This is a genomic window from Paenibacillus sp. NMA1017 (genome assembly GCF_058895805.1).
The window spans coordinates 391,626-411,009 of record NZ_JBZXYR010000002.1 but is presented as its reverse complement, the minus strand read 5'-3'; the positions used below and the strand labels follow the sequence as shown (position 1 = coordinate 411,009).

The following is a 19,384-nucleotide window of genomic DNA, read 5'->3' as shown; positions in this document are numbered from 1 at the left end:
ATCCCTACCTGTAACTGTAGGGATGCTTTTTTTGTCAGGTTCTTGTATTAGCCTGCAATTTGGTCTAATATTAAGGATAGGACGTCTTGTGCGACATTGAGACATAGGGGGGAAGAATCCATGACTTCATCTGATTTGCAGGAACAATTGAATATCAAGGCTATTAATCTGCTTCAGGAAGATGCAGATAAAATAAAGAAGCTTATTGAAGTACAGATGGAGAATCTGGCAACCCGTTATTGCCCTCTCTATGAGGAAGTGCTGGATACTCAGATGTACGGATTTTCCAAGGAAGTGGATTTTGCGGTTCGCGCCGGACTTCTTCCGGAAATGGTAGGTAAACAGCTGGTCAGTGAGCTGGAACGCAATCTGGCTATTCTATATGAGGCCATGAATAATAAGGCCAATTAGGAAGACGGTTGAATTGATGAGAGCATGCGGAGTTTGAGAGCATGCTTTTTTTGATGCCTTTTTTTATAAAAATGTTCTTTTAGGATGGTAAAAGCGCATCGCCCTTCCACCATCCTAATGCACATTTTAAAACCTTAAAAGCTACACAAGGAAGAAGGATACACCTAACAATACATACACTACCAGTAGCATGAGTCCCTCATACCAGTTGGTTGAGCCGTCCTGGGTGATGGATTTGGCGATAAATACAGCGACAGCAATGGCGACCAGCTCAATAGTGGTGAAAACAATATTCATCGTGTTTCCCATAAAGTAACTGACAAAAATCAGCACAGGTGCAACAAATAGCGCAATTTGCAAGCTGCTGCCGACAGCTATTTCGACTGATGCACCGATTTTGTTCTTCATCGCCAGTAAAATAGCAGCGCTATGTTCGGCTGCATTACCAATAATAGCGACGAGGAAGGCACCTACGAACAATTCGCTGAGCCCAAATTGGGTTGTAAACACCTCCAGTGTACCTACCAGCCATTCGCTGACAAAAGCGACCATGACGGTAGCGAGTACCAAATAGGTAATGGATTTGTTTCTGGACCACACAGGGGCATGCTCATGTGGCAATTCTTCATCTTTTTGTTCGGTGACGTCAGCTAAATAGTCCTTATGCGTAATCATAGAAAAAATAAGCCACGCAATATACGCGACAATGAGCGTGCCTGCGACAATGAGGCTGAGCGTATCTGATTCGCTATCCGTGATAACGTGTGTGTTCAGAAAGACAGCTGGAACGAATAAGGCAATAACAGCCACAATCATCAGAGAACCACTTAATCCAGCCAGCGATACATTGAAATTTTGCACTTTGTACTTCAAACCGCCTGCGAACAGACTTGCTCCGAGAACCAGCAGCAGATTACCGATGATGGAACCGGTAAGACTGGCCTTTACCATATCGTAAAGACCTTCTTTAACAAGAAAGATGGCGATGATCAGTTCGGCTGCGTTACCAAAGGTGGCATTTAAAAATCCACCTAAACGTTGGCCAGCATAATGCGCGACACTTTCGGTCGCCCTACCGAGAAAACCGGCTACGAATACAACAGAAATTGCACAAACGACAAATTGGGCTATAGCGTTCCAATGCGTGTAATGAGCGACTGCGCTAAGAGCAAATGTCGCTATAAGCAAAGCGGGAGATAACCATTTTTTCAATGAAGAGCACCTCGATATCAATAGATGTGTACAAGTTTTGGTGAAAGCTGTCACTTCAGCATTTTGCATAATTTGATTCCCAACGCTCATAAGTACAATATATAGACGAACTAAAGCGTTTCGATCTATATATTGCTGATTGGAAAACACTCTTGGGATTTATGCAAAATGCTCACTTGTATGGATTTTCTAAATTAATATACCCAAAATGATATAGGTTGTAAACGAAAGTTGTTTTTCATACGTAGGGTTTGCATTTGGAGTGGCTGAGGCTTTACAATACAAATAAAGGATGGATGAAGGGGGACATAGGTCATGGCAGAGCAAATTCAACAACTGGAAGCAGGAAACATCAAGATTTCCAACGATGTCGTAGGTAAAATTGCCGGGATGGCCGCATTAGAGACACCGGGCATTGCTGCAATGTCAGGCGGCTTATCGGAAGGCTGGGCCAAAAGGCTGAGCGGTAAAAATGTGCAAAAAGGCGTATCAGTGGAGGTTGGACAGCTGGAAGCTGCCATTGATCTACGTATTATCGTGATCTACGAAACACCTATTCATGAGGTGTCCCGAATTCTTCAGCAAAATGTGCGAGAAGCCGTCGAAAGTATGACGGGTTTGCGGGTTGTGGAAGTGAACGTAAAAGTGGAAGGTGTCGCGTTCAAGGACGACACAGTGTAAAAGAATCAGGAACCGATAAATTTACATTTTTAACCAACTTTATACATGCCGGGAATTCCGTGGGATAACCCGAATAAAAACACGAAAACTGGTGGTTATAGAATCGCCAGTTTTCGTTTTGTGAATCAACAGTATAGCCATTTTTGAAGAGGGTTCCCGTCTCTTATACATAACCAAAAGAACTTCCAAAGCCACCGTTGTAAGTGGTCCTTGGAAGTTCTTTTTTTAGCGAAAACGGTTGGTTCTACGAGTTTGAAAGCGGTTGGGTACTTCATTACGGACAGCTACCCCTGTGGTGCGTTCCTGCACCGCTTGTTTGGTGTTCTCACGAGAAATACTGAGCATAATGCCCATGGAAAACATCATGACAAGTAGGGAGGAGCCACCAAAGCTGATAAATGGAAGCGTTACGCCAGTGATTGGAATCGTTTGGGTTACACCGCCGATATTAATGAAGGCCTGAATGGCGATCAAACCCATGATACCGGTGCCTACCAACGTTCCGAACGGATCATGGCAACGCAGAGCAATGATCATGCCTCGCCAAATGAAGTACAAATATAGCATCAGGAATATGGCTGTTCCGATAAATCCGAATTCTTCACCAATTACAGAAAAGATAAAATCATTAAATGAATTAGGAAGATAGTGAAGCTTGATAATACCTTTACCAAATCCTGACCCGTTTAAGCCGCCTTCACCTATAGCTTGCAAGGACTGTACCAGATTGTATCCCGTTCCTTGTCTATATTTCTCGGGATTAAGAAAGGCCTGAAAGCGTCCGATTTTGTAATCTTGCTTGGCAGCAGCTTGTCCATCTGTGGTTCCAGAATCTCCTCCAAACAACGACCCAATACCAAATACAATGGAGGCGCCTAGTACGAGCAGAACAATTGATGCTGTAATATGCTTGACACTGGCTCCCCCGGCATAAATAATCAGACCACTCGTAGCAACCAAAATGAAGCAGGAGCCTAAATCAGGTTGAAGCATGATGAGTCCTGCAACACAGCCTACAATGACGGTTACAGGTATGTAGCCGGTCCGCAGATCTCTAAAGCGATCTCCTTTTTTGACAATCAGTGCGGATAAGTAAAGAATGATGGAAATTTTCGCAAGCTCCGTTGGCTGGAAGCCAACACTACCAAACCTGAGCCAGCTTTTTGCGCCGTTAAGTGAGCCTGTAAAAAGAACGATGATTAGCAGTAATATAGTTATGAAAAATAAAGGTACAAAAAGCTTTTTATATTTTTCCATCTTAATATTCATAGCTACCAACATAATAAAAAGTCCAAGTACAGCAAATGCAGATTGGCGCTTCACAAAATATAAAGAGTCAAAATTGTATTCTTTATTCAGCAGAGCTACGCTGGAGCTGGAGCTAAATACCATAATTACACCGAATCCAACCAGTAACAAAGTGAGGATCAGCAATTGGAAATCCGGTGTGCCTCTTCTTCGAGTCTCCGGCTTCGTATTTCTCATATCAGCTTCCCCCGGTATTCGCCACAAGGTATATTCCTCGCAGACGGTTATCATTTTATCGTTTATCCATTTTATCATATTATGTTTGTTGGGCTTCTGCAACCTCCCTGGAGCAACAGATATCGCAACAATTCCATATCTGCTACAATAGGATAAAAATGAAGACTTGAGAGCAGCGGTGCATACGTGGTGACGCTGCATGATGAATCGGGAACTTGCCCGATGCTTTAAAAGGAGAGGTGGAGCAGAATGACACAACATGTGATAGACGAGACCTGGTTTGATCGTTTGCAAGAAAACATGGTGGAATGGCGTAGACATTTACATAAGAATCCCGAAATTTCTTTTCAGGAAAGCAAAACCGCAGCTTTTGTAGCGGCTAAGTTGGAGAGTTGGGGAATCGAGATTCGCCGTCAGGTAGGGGGACACGGTGTTGTAGGTACCATTCGTGGTGCTAAACCCGGGCCTGTCGTCATGCTCCGCGCCGATATGGATGCTCTTCCGATTCAGGATGAAAAGGAATGTGAATATCGCTCCAGCGTGGACGGAGCCATGCATGCTTGCGGCCATGACGGACATACATCCGCGTTGCTTGGAACGGCTTACTATTTTAGTCTGAACCGGGAGGAATTGCAAGGAGAAATTCGCTTGTTGTTTCAACCTGCCGAGGAATTGCTGCCTGGCGGAGCGGTCAGTGTAATAAAGGATGGTATATTGGAAGGTGTGGACGTCATTTATGGCATCCATTTATGGACACCATTTCCGATCGGGACGGCTGCGAGTTGCGCAGGGCCGCTGATGGCGGCGGCGGATGATTTTTATATTGAAATCACAGGTAAGGGTGGACATGGTGGTATGCCCCAGTCCACTAATGATAGTGTGGTGGCGGGTTCAGCTCTTGTCATGCAACTGCAAAGTGTCGTAAGCCGTTCAGTCGACCCTTTGCGACCTGCCGTGCTTACGGTGGGAACCATCCAAGGGGGCTCTGCGCAAAATGTGATCGCAGAAACGTGTCGCTTGAGTGGGACGATTCGTACGTTTGATGAGGAGACACGAACGGTAATGAAGGAGCGACTGCATGAGGTGACAGAGCTTACAGCCGCAACATACGGTACAACAGCACAGGTTCGCTATATTATGGGATACCCGCCAGTTGTCAATGACGCACATGAAGCATCTCGTTTCTTTAATGAAGCAAAATCTGTTTTCGGCGAGGAGAATGTACAGGTAGCGTCGAAGCTGATGCCTGCTGAAGATTTTGCGTATTATTTGGAACGTGTGCCAGGTTGCTTCATGTTCGTAGGAGCGGGTAACCCAGTTAAAGGAGCAGTTTATCCACACCATCATCCGAAATTTGATTTTGATGAGGATGCTATGATTAACGCGGTTCGTTTGTTTATTGCGATGTCTACGGGATACGCTGCGGAAGGAAAAGCAGGGGCAATTAAAGGCTAAAATGAGTTGAATTGGGAACGGTTCAATCTGTAGTATGAGCTGAATGAAATGGGGTACCCTACTCTTGAAAAGGAGGGAGTACCCATGAAAAAAGTTCAGGAAGTTATGACTAAAAAATGCGTAACGGTTACCCCGCAGGATAATATTTATGAAATTGCGGTCAAAATGAAGGACAATGATACTGGTTTTATTCCGGTTGTGGAAAGCGAAGGCAGTGATAAGTTGATCGGTGTAGTAACGGACCGTGATCTTGTCGTTCGCGGTTATGCGGCTAAAAATTCGGGTTCGGGTTCAGTCGATACGGTTATGACGACAGGTATTCGTACAGCCAGTGCGGACATGTCGGTGGATCAAGCAGCTGAACTGATGGCAGAGCAGCAAATCCGTCGTTTGCCCGTGACGGAAGGAGACCGTCTGATCGGGATTGTCTCGATCGGGGATTTAGCTGTTCGTAATATTTTTGCAGACAACGCTGGAGAGGCGCTTAGTCATATTTCCGAGCAGGTCCACTAGAAGAATAATTAAGATAGGCATTAGTTTGGGGAGGCCTTTACCCCGAGCTTCTAATCAGGAGTTCAACCCGAATATGGGTTGGGCTCCTTGCTATTCTGGTTGATATGCGAATAAACGGATAAGCTATTTATTATATAACTGAATCAATTTCATAATACCTTTAGCTGCTTCAATCAAAACTAGATATAGATCAAAATGATTCGATTTGTCTGTATCTAGTTACAACCACCAAACTTTAATGAGTTATGAAATTGATTCAACTTTAAAATGATATATGGTTAGATTATCAGGAGGTAGTTATGAATCCAGATCATCCTTGTATTGTACAACGTGATTTTACCGTTCTGCTGGAAATGGGCTTGCCCGGTTCAGAATGGGCTCGTTCACAGTTGCAAATTTATGCGGAGCTGGTTAAAAGTCCGTCCGCTTTTCATACATATCATCTCACCCCACTGTCTTTGTGGAACGCAGCTGCCCTCGGATGGAGTGCTAAGGACATTCAAAATAGTTTGCACTCCATGTCTCGTTGGGATATTCCACGTGATTTGTTGAAGGATATTGAACAGCTCGTTTCTCGTTATGGGACGTTGACGCTTTCACGGGAGGGTACGAAAGAAGAGCGAACTTATAGCACAGATACTACTGACGCATACCGTGCTAAACATAAGCCAGACGGAGGTATAAAGACAGGGAAAGGCAACAGCTATACAATGGGTGATCGCTTGATCTTGGCAGCAGACACCCCCGCTTTACTGTATGAGCTACTGACCAAGGAAGAGCTCAAACAGCTTGGTTTACTTCCACTTGATGAGGTAAGCGCATCGGTCCCGCCCGAAAATCGGGGCTTGCTCAAGCAGGAATTAACGCGCTTGGGATATCCCGTTGTGGATACGGCAGGCTATCTTGAAGGGAATCAGCTTAGTTTTACCTTGGGAAAGGGACAAACGAAGTTGCAGCTTCGAGATTATCAAGTAAAGGCCGCTGATGCGTTTGAAGGAGCGGACGGCTTAGGGGGTAGTGGTGTACTGGTGCTTCCATGCGGAGCCGGAAAAACAGTGATAGGCATGGCGGTGATGAATCGACTTCAGTGCGAGGTGCTTATTCTAACATCTAATACTACTTCTGTACGGCAATGGGTAGAAGAGTTAAAGCAAAAGACGGATATTCCTGCCGATTCCATCGGGGAATATAGTGGTCAGAAAAAAGAGGTTCGCCCGATTACGGTGGCAACCTACCAAATTCTGACACACCGCCGCACCAAAGATGGGGATTTTGAGCATATGAAACTGCTGAGTGAGCGGAAGTGGGGACTTATTATTTATGATGAAGTTCATTTGCTGCCCGCCCCAGTATTCCGGGCGACGGCTGACATTCAGGCTACCCGTCGTTTGGGGTTAACAGCCACGCTGGTTCGAGAGGATGGTTGTGAACGAGATGTGTTCTCTTTAATTGGACCCAAACGGTATGATATGCCGTGGAAGGAACTGGAGCGACAGGGCTGGATCGCTCAGGTCGATTGTGTGGAGCTGCGGCTTCCAATGACAGCTGAACTTTTGGAGCGCAGTATGCGTGCCGAGGGCAGACAGCAGTACCGAATTGCAGCCGAAAATCCGGTGAAACTGGAGGCGGTGCGTAGCCTGATGCAACAGCACAGCGGCTTGCCCACACTTATTATTGGTCAATATTTGGACCAGTTGCGTATATTGGCTCAAGAGCTGGGCGTACCATTGATTACGGGTTCAATGAGCCAGACGGAGCGGGTGCGTTGGTTTGATGCTTTTCGCAAGGGTATAATTCGGACCCTATTGGTGTCCAAGGTTGCAAACTTTGCGGTGGATTTGCCGGATGCGGCAGTAGCCATAGAGGTATCAGGTAGCTTTGGCTCTCGTCAGGAAGAAGCGCAGCGACTGGGCCGTATTTTGCGACCAAAGTCGGGCGAGAATAAAGCTTATTTTTATGCGCTAGTGACGGAGAATAGCAAGGAGACGGATTTTGCAGCTCGTCGTCAGCTGTTTCTGATCGAGCAAGGCTATGAATATGCGGTTCGCAGATTTAGTGTGACAGAGGCTATCGGAGGCCGGGATGCTAAGCCTGGAGATCGTGGGAAGAAAAAGGAGGCCTAATCAAGAATGGGCGTAACGAACACGCAAGACAGCTTGAATGAGCTTTCATCGGATGAGCTACTGGTGCTTAGACGATGCTTTATCTGGTACGCGGGACAGCCCATGAAGGAAGAAGAACCTATACAGCTTACCCGGGGAGCGTTAAGCGGAGTCGAAACGAAACTGGCACTGCGTGGATTACGTGCCCGGGGCTGGCTGGAGGCTGTTACTAAATCGTGGGGCGAACGAATTTTATATATTCCGGTTCATCGGCTACCGGATCTGTACGATATGTTGTTAGAGCAAAATCCTATGAACATGATGCATTCGGATCATCCGATAACGGTACATGAATCAATGACAGCTCTGGAGTCGGAATTGCTGCATGCGTTGTCACGTATTGCGGTACAAGGTGTCCCTTTGACGGCCAAAGGAACCATACATAAGCGATCATTGCAAAAATTGAATGAACTAACCCCCTTTCGCCCAGAGGACCTGATGGGTCTTGGGTTGCATTATGCGCATGCAGAGCTGTATCCAGTGCAAACGGTGGTAATGATGGATTTGCTACTCAGTTTGGGGCTGTTAGTGAAAGAAACGGTGTCTTTTCGCATTCAGGAAACGGAACTGGCGACTTGGATTCGTTTGTCTGCTTGGCAAATGCGCAAGCATATTTTTACTACACTCATGGAAAGATACGGCAAGGCCGAAGCGTCCATGCAGCATTTTCACTATATGCTGTGTGCCGTCTCCCAGTATGTAGGAACAGAAGGGTGGATATCTATCAAGTTTCTGCTGCAATGGATGCTTCAGGTAGGCCTAATCCAGCAGGAGAGTACGAGCATAGCTGATTCCAAGAATGGTGCCCTTTTAGACTTTGTTCCTACAATCTCAAATCCGGAAGGGTTTGCGGGAGAAACAGGCTCTGATTTTAATTTCAATGAACCTTTCATGGAGGAATTGAAGGGTTGGCTGAAGGCCCTGACTGCTTTTGGAATGGGTGATTGGGGCCAGAACGCATCGGGCGAACTGTATTTTCGCTGGAATGTATCTGTGATAGATATGCTTCGTCCCAATAATTACGAGGATACACATCAAGAGCAAGGTACTTTTTATGTACAACCTGATTTTGAAATATTGGTTCCACCAGATGTGGCATATGATGTGCGCTGGCGACTGGAATGCTGCTGTGAACGTGTGACAGGAGATCGGATGGTAGTATACCGGATCACCAGAGAAAGTGTTACAGAGGCAATCGAGTTAGAAATGGAAGCCAAAGCAATTCCTGCTCTTCTGGATAAATACAGCCGAACAGGTGTGCCTGATCATGTACGTATGGCGGTAGAACAGTGGGCAGGCGATGTCGGACGGACTGCTTTTGCAACGGTAACACTTTTGCGATGTGGCACACAGGAGGATGCAGACATAGTTGCACGCCATCCCGCGCTGGAAGAATTGCTGGAACGGCTCGGCGATAGGGACTTTATTATTCCGGCGAGCTCTGCTGTCAAAATACGAAAAACGCTTGCTGCAATTGGATTAGGTCCACGTCGTGAACTGGAAGGTGTGGACGAGCCAACTCATCATTATCCATTGATTTCGGAAACAGAGAACATAAGTTCAAGCAGTCCCAACAGTGAAATGGAGTTCGACCCGATTCAGGCCCGTCCTATATTTTCCCAAGAGGGAAGAGCAGGTTTGGTTTATACAGGGCGCACGCTGCATTTTTACGAACAAGAGCACATGTTGCCTGATCCGTCTGACTTTTTTCCGGAAAGATCTACAGTCCCCTCCTCATGGACAAAAGAATGGAGGAGTTACCATACTTCCACTGCCCGGCAGTTGATCGAGCAAGCGATTCGTTGGCAGGCTGCTGTGGGACTGCGAATCGGTGGGAAAGAGGTTAAATGGATACCGGAGGCGGTGGTTCCCGGTGCACCATGGAGTGTCACAGGCTGGTATGCCTCAGGAATGGATGACGAAACACCTTCTCCTGCGACCTTACAGCCAAGTGAATGGTCAGACATGCGGCTGCTGGTTCCTTTTACATAGTAGAGCCAGGAAGTGCATGAAACTCCTTCTTCTCAAAAGAAGGATGTGGTATGATAATTGAGTCTACTCTTACGGGGTAGAACTTTATATAAAGTGAGATGAACATTCATGAGCGTAGCCGAATTGAACACGGTCAATATGGCAGAAGTGCTTATTAACGCCTATGAATTGGGCGATATGGTCAACCGATCCTTTGAGGTATCGGATTATTTATATTGGAAGCAGCGTGTGGAATTGAACCCGTCTATTCAGGCGTGTGTACGCAAGCTGGATGCCAAAAAGGAGCTATTCGCGGAAACGGAGCGTTTTGGGCATTTTCATCCGAACTATCATGAAGCGAAGGATGCAGTGCAGGTCGTTGAGCTGGAACTGGAACAATTCGTGGATGTTAAGGAGTTCAAACGAGCCGAAAAGGCGCTGGATGATATGCTTCATGCCATGTCTGAAACGATTGCATATTCCGTATCCGAGACCATTAAGGTGCCGAGCAATGATCCGAATGTGAAAAAGGGCGGATGTGGCAGCGGAGGGAAATGCTCCTGTGGATAGGTCATAAGAATGATACCGAGTGGAGGGGAGATGAAGCGAATGTTTGCCGAGCGGACAGGGTACATCATTTGGGTAAGCGATATCAAGGCTGCCCGCAATCTGGAGAAATACGGAAATGTCCACTTTATTTCAAAGCGTATGCATTATGTAGTGATATATATGAATGCGGATCGGGCAGAAGACACCGTTAAAAATATTCGCAGACTTTCCTATGTGCGTAAGGTCGAGCGCTCTTTTCGAAATGAGATTAGGACGGATTACAACGACGATAAGGAAAAGATGAAAGAATATGAAATATAAGCTTCTAATGTCTATAAATTGTAAACTCTTCTTAAAAGGTCAGCCTATGGGCTGGCTTTTTTTTGTAAAGTCAGGACTTTTGCATAATGGTCTTAATGCTGTTAGACCTAAAAAATCTTTAAAAATCAGCCATAAACTTCAATTTTGTAACTTGTAGTCCCGGGTCTGTTGAGGTAACATATGAATATATTGGTAGATATAAAGACCTATCTGGTGGGGAGAGTGATCCCGTGCGTGACAAGGCAATGCAGCGATGGAGTACATACGAACCGTTCTACGTGGAGATGGGCGATAAGAAAGTCGCCGATATCGTGATTACAAATCATGCGAAAACTCGCTACTTAGATCGGATAGAGCAGAAACAGTCCGAGACGAATCATATCGCCGCCTGGCTTTGGGAATGCCTGAAGCAAAACAGGATGGAGTCCTACTATCATAACGAAGAGGATGTATATTTAATTGATGGTGATCTGGTCGTCGTGGCCGAATTTGGAGAGTTGCCCGGCGAGATGGATATTGCGGGGAATCCGCTTCACAAGATGATTGTTATTACCTTTTTGGGCCGAATGTCGGAGACCATTGAATTAAGGGATTTAAAGTCATATTACTCATGGTTACGCCATTCGCGACGCATGACACTGATGAAAAGCACTCGTAAACAAAAATAGACGGTGATTGGGCGGACGGCCTCAGAAAAAAAACTCTGCACTCATTGAATACCGTCAAGTTTGAGTAAAAAGTATGCAGTTATCAGCTGCATGCTTTTTTTATTTCCAATAATAAAACTCCCCAATTCAGTAAGTTTACTCGGAAATACTTCGACAGATATTTTTCTTATGTTAAAATAGGGAGATCAGAGGGGAGAGGGCTGTCAGTATGAACTTTCATCAGTTGCACATTTTTTATACCGTAGCGGAGCGCGGGAGCTTCTCGGCGGCGGCACAAGCGCTGCATATGACACAACCTGCAGTGACGATGCAAATTCAGTCTTTGGAAGATTATTTCGGCACGAAGCTGCTGCAACGTTCGACTAAAAAAATCGAGCTTTCAGAGGCGGGAGCGACACTACTACCTTTTGCGAAAAAAAGCATGCAACTGATCAGGGAAGCTGACGAGGCGATGTCTGCTTTTACTCACATGCTGGAGGGAAGATTGCATATTGGCGCCAGCCTAACGATTGGTGAGTATATTGTACCAAGAATGTTGGGGCCGTTTGGCCAGGAATACCCTCATATACGCATGGCGATGAATGTGATGAATACGACTCAAATTATGGATGATATACTAAAACATCAGTTGAATTTAGGACTAATTGAGGCCCCAGTCCAGCATCCAGATATCGTGGTGGAACCTGTGATGCAGGACGAACTGAAACTGATTGTGCCTTCAGGACATGCGCTGGCCAAGACTAAAAAAGTGGTTCTGGAAGATGTGTTTAAGCATCCTTTTGTAGCCAGAGAAAAGGGATCTGGTACACGTCAAGTGATAGAAGATGAGCTGAAAAGTCGTGGTGTGGATGCCTCCCGACTGGGTATTGTAATGGAGATGGGGAGCACTGGAGCGGTCAAATCGGCGGTGGAGGCTGGACTGGGTATTACCATGCTATCACCTTCTTCGGTGAAGCATGAAGTTGCGCTCGGATTGTTGAAAATTGTAAACATTTCAGATATCACGTTCAAACGAGAATTTTATGCAATTCATTTGAAGTCGGCGTTGTTGCCGATTCCGGTAGTAACCTTCCTGTCTTACTTGCGTCGTCATGATCAGGGAACGGACGTGCTGAGGGACTCGCAGGACGAGCTTGCAAAGGTGGAAGAGAAGGAGGATGTATAATGAAGGAGCAGATTAACGTAAAACGATATGATTTACACACCCACACCCAAGCATCTGACGGAATGCAACCACCTGCAGATAATGTGCGCTGGGCCAAGGAAAAAGGGCTGGCAGGTGTGGCCATTACAGATCATGATACGGTAGCTGGCCTGGAGGAAGCTCTGGAAGAGGGAAAACGCATAGGAATTACTGTGGTGCCAGGAGTGGAAATTAGTACTCGAGCTGGCGGTAAGGATATTCATATACTCGGCTATTTTATGGATTACCGCAATAAAGTGTTTTTGGAACGGTTGGAAAAGCTTCGCCAGGCACGGGATACCCGTAATGATTTGATTTTGAGCCAATTGCGTAGTCTGGGTGTGGAAATCACACTGGATGAAGTGGTGGCTACGATGGGCAGACCGCTGGCACCAGATGAAAGCATTGGACGTCCGCATATGGCGGATACGCTGGTTCAAAAAGGATATGCGAAGGATATGCGGGACGCATTTGACCGTTACTTGGCGGAAGGAGCGCCCGGATATGTGTCTGTACCCCGTGTAGAGCCTGCGGAGGCCATAAACTGGATTCGTGAAGCAGGAGGGGTACCCGTGGTGGCTCACCCTGGCTTGTACGGAAATGATGAGCTGGTTCGTTCTATTATAGAGAAGGCGAAGCCTGCGGGCTTGGAGGTGCGACATTCGGACCATGATGCTGAGGCTGAGAGCCGATATACTGCGATGGCGGCGCAATATGGGCTCATTGCAACTGGCGGCTCAGATTTTCACGGTGCACGCCAAGGTGTTATTTTCCACGGTGATCTGGGTAGCCGTAGTGTGGAAGGGCAGGTAGTCGAGGAATTGAGGAAGGCTGCTGTTGGACAAAAGTAAATAAAAAGCCCCTTGCCTTATGCATGGAACACAAGAAGTGTACCGTGCAAAGAACAAAGGGCTTTTTTTGTGGGTTCAACAGGCTAGTAAGATTTAACCGTTTTTGATGCGATTCGGCAGCTTTTTGACTAGTTCCTCATCGGGTGTAATGAAAAGCGTACGCTGATGGTCGTAGATGACAAAGCCAGGTTTGGCTCCGCTAGGCTTACGTACATGTCGAATCAGGGTGGCGTCCACAGGTACACTGCTGGACTGCTTGGCCTGACTAAAATAGGCAGCGAGTTGAGCTGCTTCCTCCAGCGTCGCATCTCCGAATTGCTCAGCACGTATAACGACGTGTGACCCCGGAATATCCTTTGTGTGCAGCCAGGTGTCATTTGGTCCGGCCAGTCGATTTGTTACATATTCATTTTGCAAGTTGTTTTTGCCAACCAGTAACTCGATACCTTCGGATGATGTATAGACGTGCAGGGTTGGACGGTCGTTTTTCTTCTTTTTCTTTCCTTTTTTGACCCGATCTCTGAGATAGCCCTGCTGAACCAGTTCTTCACGTATTTCCTCAATGTCATTCATAGAGGCATGGGCTAGCTGCTGAAGAAGACTGTCCATATAACGGATTTCTTCGTGCGTTTTCTCCAGTTGTTCGTCAATGACAGCCAGGCTGTTTTTATATTTGTTGTATTTTTTAAAATACCGTTGCGCATTATCCGATGGGTTGAGTAGTGGGTCTAGTGGGATGGACATTGGACGCTGTTCCTCATCATAAAAGTTGATGATCGTCACTTCTTTGTCCCCTTTTTTCACCTCATGCAGCGAAGCGAACAGCAACTCTCCATAAATGCGAAATTGATCGGCATCTTCCGCCTCGGCCAAATCCTGTTGGAGATAGTCGAGTTTTTTTACGTTTTTGCTCCGCTCATTTTGCAGAAACCGCAGTAGGTCACTGACCTTTTGCTTAACCGTATCCCTTTCTGCTTTTTCACCGAAGAAGTCTTCCATACACTCACTGATCGTAGCGTACTCCTTACGTTCTTCCTGGATCAACGTCAGTGGAATGGCTGAGAATATCACTTTATCTTGTGCGTTTAGTCCAGATACCGGCTGAAAACGATGATTCCGCACGTCATCCATGATGTGACTGAATGTACTCCATAGTGAACGATCACTATCACCAGACACTTCATTAGTTACTCGAGTTAGTATCTCTTCAGCAATGAGGGGACTGAGTCCAGTAAAAGTGTTCACGATCCAGCGTTTGGGAGCTTCTCCGGCCTCAAGTGCTGTTTGATACGAGGATATGAAAGCTGCCTCTTCTGTTTCTAATGGATTCAGCTTGTTTTGTTCAGGAGGCTCCGTGTATTGAAAGCCGGGCATAATGACCCGATAGCTGCTGATAGACGGTGTGACATGATGAATGCCATCCAGCATCACGCCTGTTTCCGGGTCAAGCAAAATAATGTTGCTGTGTCTACCCATCAGTTCAATGATAATTCGTTTGAGTGAAATATCTCCCAGTTCATCACGTTGACGTATATCCATGTGAATAATACGCTCCATGCCCACCTGCGTGATTTTCTCAATAACGCCTCCTTCGCAATGCTTGCGAAGAAGCATACAAAACATAGGGGCTTCTGTCGGGTTAAGAAAGCTTTGTTCTGTAAAATGTACACGCGGGAAGGTTGGATTAGCCGACAGCAGCAGCTTCACGCTTCCGCCTTGTGCCCGCAGATTCAGCACGATATCGCGATCGTTTGGCTGATGTATTTTATTAATGCGCCCGCCCCGGATGCCTTGCAGTTCGTGTACGATAGCGCGGGTTACGATTCCGTCCAATGCCATAATTATGTTCTCCTTTGAAGCAAATGTATTTTCCTTTCCTTCTATGATACATAACTTTGGGACAAAACTTAAGCGGCTTTGTGATATTTCAGGTCCTGTCCGAATAGATTGAATCTAGAAAGTCTGTCCAGCTTATCAGCAATCGCGGCACAAAAAATATAATAACGGGCAGCCATCCTACGCACAACCGACGGAAACGGACTATCTGACCGGGAGGGAATTGGGGAGAATGGAACAAGCACACTGGCACCAATTAAGCAATGAACAGCTTTCAACAAGTCTGGAAGTCGACCCGAAGCAGGGTCTTTCGGAGGAACAGCTTGCGGAACGAAGAGAAAGGGCAGGATGGAATGAGCTGAGCGAGGGGAAGCGAGTTTCGGCAATCTTGCTGCTGCTCAACCAGTTCAAGGATTTTATGATGCTCGTATTGATGGGAGCGACTCTGATATCCGGCCTGCTTGGCGAATATTTGGACGCGATTACCATTATTGCTATTGTTGTACTGAATGGAATTCTCGGCTTTGTACAGGAATTCAGAGCTGAGCGTTCATTGCGAGCTTTGAGACAACTGTCGGCCCCAACCGCCAAAGTGTTGCGGGGCGGCAAACGAATTCAAGTTCAAGCCAGAGAACTGGTACCGGGTGATATCGTGCTGCTGGAAAGTGGTGATCGCATCCCCGCAGATGTAAGGTGGTTGAGTACGAATGGCTGTGATGTAGAGGAGTCCGCCCTGACAGGTGAATCAGTTCCGGTGAGTAAGCATTGCCGCCCTATTCATGCCGCCGAAGTACCACTCGGGGATCAAAAAAACATCGGTTTTATGGGCACGATGATGACCAGAGGAACTGCACAAGGAATGGTTATACGTACAGGTATGAATACCGAAATGGGTAAGATCGCAGACTTGATTGAAAATACGGAGTCGCAGGAGACACCGTTGCAGCACAGACTGGAGCAATTGGGCAAAATTTTGATTATTGTAGCGTTGGCGCTAACGGTGCTCGTTGTCGTAGCAGGCATTTTACATGGACAACCAGCCATGAGCATGTTCTTGGCCGGAGTAAGCTTAGCTGTGGCGGCTATACCGGAAGGATTACCGGCTATTGTGACGATTGCGCTCGCATTGGGTGTGCAGCGTATGATTAAACGAAAGGCGATTGTGCGTAAGCTGCCTTCTGTTGAAACACTCGGCTGTGCATCTGTCATTTGTTCCGACAAAACGGGCACGCTGACCCAAAATAAAATGACAGTCACCAAGCTATGGCTGGACGGTCGCTTCTGGGGAGTTACGGGAGAGGGCTACGACCCACACGGGCATATTATGGATAGAGAGACTCCTGCTGATCTTAAAAACGGACAATCTCTGCGTAGACTGCTGCAAGCCAGTGTACTTTGCAACAATGCGGAAATTGTTCAAGCCGATACGGATGAGCTGCGTTCGAAAAAGAAAACCAAAGAGCCGACGCCGTCCGCTGTTTGGGAGCTGAAGGGTGATCCGACGGAAGGAGCACTGGTCACGTTAGCTGCCAAGGGCGGAGTCACGCGACAAGGGTTATATGAGCTGTACACAAGGGAGCGAGAATTTCCTTTTGACTCAGATCGGAAGCGAATGTCAGTACTCGTACGCCACCAGGGAGGACACATTGTCTTTGCCAAAGGTGCGCCGGATGTGCTGCTGGGTCAGTGCTCCTACATTTTATGGGAAGGAAATGTCGTTCCGTTAACGGGCACGCTACGCCAAAAGGTACTGGCAGCTAATGAAGGAATGGCCTCGGAGGCGCTGCGTGTACTTGGTGTCGCTTACCGTGATATCCGCTCGCATGAGCGTGTCTCCACGGTTGAGGAGGCTGAAGCACAGCTGATCTTTATCGGGCTGACAGGCATGATTGATCCGCCACGCCGCGAGGCTCGTGAAGCCATTGGCAAGTGCCGTCGTGCTGGCATTCGCACTGTGATGATTACCGGAGATCACGGTACAACTGCAGAGGCCATTGCACAGCAACTAGGCATTCTTCAGCGCGGATCCCATGTGTTAACAGGACAGGAATTGTCTGCAATGGATGATGCGGCGCTGGACAAAGCCGTTGATACCGTCTCTGTGTATGCACGGGTTTCGCCGGAGCACAAGCTGCGGATCGTCAAGTCACTGCAAAGACGCGGACATGTTGTAGCCATGACCGGAGATGGCGTCAATGACGCTCCAGCGATAAAGGCGTCGGACATCGGTATTGCAATGGGCATTACGGGGACGGACGTGACCAAAGAAGCGGCTGCGCTTGTACTGAGTGATGATAATTTCTCAACGATTGTAGCCGCAATTGAGGAAGGACGGAATATTTATGAGAATATCCGTAAATTTATCCGTTATCTACTCGCTTCCAATGTGGGTGAAATTTTGACGATGTTCTTTGCCATGATGGCCGGGCTGCCATTACCTTTGTTACCGATCCAGATTTTATGGGTGAATCTGGTGACTGATGGCCTACCAGCGATGGCCCTGGGGGTGGATCAGCCAGAAAAGGATCTTATGGAGCACAAACCTCGTGGCGCAAAGGAAAATATTTTTGCTCGTCGACTGGGTTGGAAAATCATTAGTCGTGGCTTGTTGATTGGTTTATGTACGCTAGCGGCCTTCTGGCTGACATTACGTATTGCACCGGATGACGCAGGACAATTGATCAAAGCACAGTCTGTTGCCTTTGCTACGCTAGTCCTGGCACAGTTAATTCATGTATTTGATTGCCGCAGTTCCCGTTCTATTTTCCATCGTAATCCGTTTCAAAATAGTTATCTCGTGCTTGCCGTGCTGTCTTCCGTAGTGTTAATGCTAGTGGTTATGTACGTGCCTGTGCTGCAACCTATTTTCAAAACAGTACCGCTCGGTTTGCGTGAGTGGGCGCTATCCATTGTGGCAGCCGGGATTCCCACGTTTCTTATGGGAGCGGGAAGTGTATGGGGCGGCCGACGCAACCGTCGTCGCGGTGGAAATACACACTTTTCAGCAGGACGCACGAAGTTTTCAGCCTAGTAATCGTGTCATGCATACCGCATCGCTTTCCCACTATTGCCCTGTATGATATCATGGGATCAAAGCTTCATGAGGAACATGACATCAGTAGCAACGGCGGAGGTAAGCTATGGAATTCACAAAAATGAACGGTCTAGGTAATGATTTTATCGTTTGGTTTGGGCATCAGGATTTGCCGTCTGACGCCTCGGAATTAGCTGTTCGGCTATGTGATCGACATTTTGGTGTTGGCGCCGATGGATTGGTATATATATTGCCGTCAGAAAAAGCGGATTTCTGCATGCGCATCATTAACTCGGACGGCTCGGAGGCCGAGCAATGCGGTAATGCTATCCGTTGTGCTGCCAAATACGTATATGACCGTAAGCATATCAACCGTGAACAGATCACGATCGAGACACTGGGTGCAGGTGTGCAGCAGGTCGAACTAACTGTAGAGAACGGACTTGTTCGTATGGTGAAGGTAGATATGGGAGAGCCGATTCTTGAAGGTTTGAAAATTCCAACTACACTAGATCGGACTAGCGTCATTAACGAGCCTATTGAAGCTGGAGGAAGTGGTTTCCGCTTTACGGCTGTATCTATGGGGAATCCGCACTGTGTTATTTATGTGGAGGATGCGCCAAGCTTTGATCTGGAAGCTTGGGGGCCGAAGTTGGAATGTCATCCGTTGTTCCCTAAAAAAACAAATGTTGAGTTCGCCACGGTACGTAGCCGGAAGCATATAGATATGAGGGTGTGGGAGAGGGGTGCCGGACCAACGCTAGCTTGTGGAACTGGAGCCTGTGCTACACTTGTTGCTTCTGTACTAAACGGATACAGCGACCGCCACGCCATTGTAAGCCTGAAGGGCGGCGATCTGGATATCGAATGGAGCGAGGCCGATAATCACATATATATGACGGGCCCGGCTGAGATCGTGTATGACGGTCGTCTGTTCTGAATCATGTGAACTATAAAGATAGCGTGCAACTGGCCTATGAATCGTATAGAAGTGAGTGAAAAGAAGACCTTAGTAGGTCTTCTTTTTTTGGACTTACATGCCACTGTATACA

General features: G+C 46.9%; 16 protein-coding genes. 13 read left to right on the top strand and 3 right to left on the bottom strand.

The genetic code is table 11. The features are described from left to right. Positions 1-120: 120 nt before the first annotated feature. A complete protein-coding gene (locus AC5ELV_RS06915) occupies positions 121-411 on the top strand; it encodes an Fpa/YlaN family protein (protein ID WP_007431028.1) in 291 nt (96 codons plus the stop codon). 141 nt (positions 412-552) lie between these two features. Here the strand turns inward: AC5ELV_RS06915 and cax are convergent, their stop codons facing one another. Next, positions 553-1,623: a calcium/proton exchanger gene (cax, locus tag AC5ELV_RS06910; protein WP_493429614.1), complete on the bottom strand. Its 1,071-nt coding sequence runs from the start codon at positions 1,621-1,623 to the stop codon at positions 553-555. A gap of 315 nt (positions 1,624-1,938) precedes the next feature. Between cax and AC5ELV_RS06905 the strand changes: the two genes are divergently transcribed. Beyond that, positions 1,939-2,304, top strand: a complete 366-nt coding sequence (locus AC5ELV_RS06905) for an Asp23/Gls24 family envelope stress response protein (protein ID WP_493429613.1) — start codon at positions 1,939-1,941, stop codon at positions 2,302-2,304. Between the two features lie 225 nt (positions 2,305-2,529). On the opposite strand, the gene ftsW is transcribed toward AC5ELV_RS06905, so the two are convergent. After that, positions 2,530-3,789, bottom strand: coding sequence for a putative lipid II flippase FtsW (gene ftsW, locus AC5ELV_RS06900; protein ID WP_029517642.1), 1,260 nt, complete (start codon positions 3,787-3,789; stop codon positions 2,530-2,532). 249 nt (positions 3,790-4,038) lie between these two features. Here ftsW and AC5ELV_RS06895 point away from each other — a divergent pair, with 249 nt between their 5' ends. The 9 genes from AC5ELV_RS06895 to AC5ELV_RS06855 all read left to right on the top strand — a co-directional run bounded on the left by AC5ELV_RS06895 (position 4,039) and on the right by AC5ELV_RS06855 (position 13,462). Beyond that, the gene (locus AC5ELV_RS06895) at positions 4,039-5,244 is read left to right on the top strand and encodes a M20 metallopeptidase family protein (protein ID WP_493429612.1); all 1,206 of its coding nucleotides are present in this window, start codon (positions 4,039-4,041) and stop codon (positions 5,242-5,244) included. A gap of 84 nt (positions 5,245-5,328) precedes the next feature. Continuing rightward, a complete protein-coding gene (locus AC5ELV_RS06890; protein ID WP_023989320.1) occupies positions 5,329-5,757 on the top strand; it encodes a CBS domain-containing protein in 429 nt (142 codons plus the stop codon). Between the two features lie 299 nt (positions 5,758-6,056). After that, a complete protein-coding gene (locus AC5ELV_RS06885) occupies positions 6,057-7,880 on the top strand; it encodes a DNA repair helicase XPB (protein ID WP_493429611.1) in 1,824 nt (607 codons plus the stop codon). A 6-nt stretch (positions 7,881-7,886) separates the two neighbouring features. Beyond that, the gene (locus AC5ELV_RS06880; RefSeq protein WP_493429610.1) at positions 7,887-9,911 is read left to right on the top strand and encodes a helicase-associated domain-containing protein; all 2,025 of its coding nucleotides are present in this window, start codon (positions 7,887-7,889) and stop codon (positions 9,909-9,911) included. 108 nt (positions 9,912-10,019) lie between these two features. Further along, on the top strand, positions 10,020-10,460 hold the full coding sequence (locus AC5ELV_RS06875) for a YlbF/YmcA family competence regulator (protein WP_013310906.1): 441 nt from the start codon (positions 10,020-10,022) through the stop codon (positions 10,458-10,460). Positions 10,461-10,499: 39 nt separating this feature from the next. Further along, entirely contained in the window at positions 10,500-10,760 is a 261-nt protein-coding gene (locus tag AC5ELV_RS06870; RefSeq protein ID WP_029517637.1) for a YlbG family protein, read from the top strand. Positions 10,761-10,990: 230 nt separating this feature from the next. Continuing rightward, entirely contained in the window at positions 10,991-11,428 is a 438-nt protein-coding gene (locus tag AC5ELV_RS06865; protein ID WP_023989315.1) for a hypothetical protein, read from the top strand. Positions 11,429-11,636: 208 nt separating this feature from the next. After that, on the top strand, positions 11,637-12,593 hold the full coding sequence (locus tag AC5ELV_RS06860) for a selenium metabolism-associated LysR family transcriptional regulator (protein WP_493429609.1): 957 nt from the start codon (positions 11,637-11,639) through the stop codon (positions 12,591-12,593). Next, complete coding sequence (locus tag AC5ELV_RS06855) at positions 12,593-13,462, top strand: PHP domain-containing protein (RefSeq protein ID WP_493429608.1); 870 nt, start codon at positions 12,593-12,595, stop codon at positions 13,460-13,462. Before AC5ELV_RS06860 ends, AC5ELV_RS06855 begins: the two co-directional genes overlap by 1 nt. Before the next feature lie 93 nt (positions 13,463-13,555). Here AC5ELV_RS06855 and AC5ELV_RS06850 read toward each other — a convergent pair whose 3' ends face one another. After that, a complete protein-coding gene (locus AC5ELV_RS06850; RefSeq protein WP_493429607.1) occupies positions 13,556-15,301 on the bottom strand; it encodes an Rqc2 family fibronectin-binding protein in 1,746 nt (581 codons plus the stop codon). A gap of 229 nt (positions 15,302-15,530) precedes the next feature. Here AC5ELV_RS06850 and AC5ELV_RS06845 point away from each other — a divergent pair, with 229 nt between their 5' ends. Together AC5ELV_RS06845 and dapF are read left to right on the top strand one after the other, a co-directional pair. Further along, positions 15,531-18,329 (top strand): calcium-translocating P-type ATPase, SERCA-type, encoded by a 2,799-nt coding sequence (locus AC5ELV_RS06845; RefSeq protein WP_493429606.1) that lies wholly within the window; start codon positions 15,531-15,533, stop codon positions 18,327-18,329. A gap of 109 nt (positions 18,330-18,438) precedes the next feature. After that, positions 18,439-19,272 carry a diaminopimelate epimerase gene (gene dapF, locus AC5ELV_RS06840; RefSeq protein ID WP_493429605.1) on the top strand — a complete coding sequence of 278 codons (834 nt, stop codon included), beginning with the start codon at positions 18,439-18,441 and terminating at the stop codon, positions 19,270-19,272. Positions 19,273-19,384 lie beyond the last annotated feature (112 nt).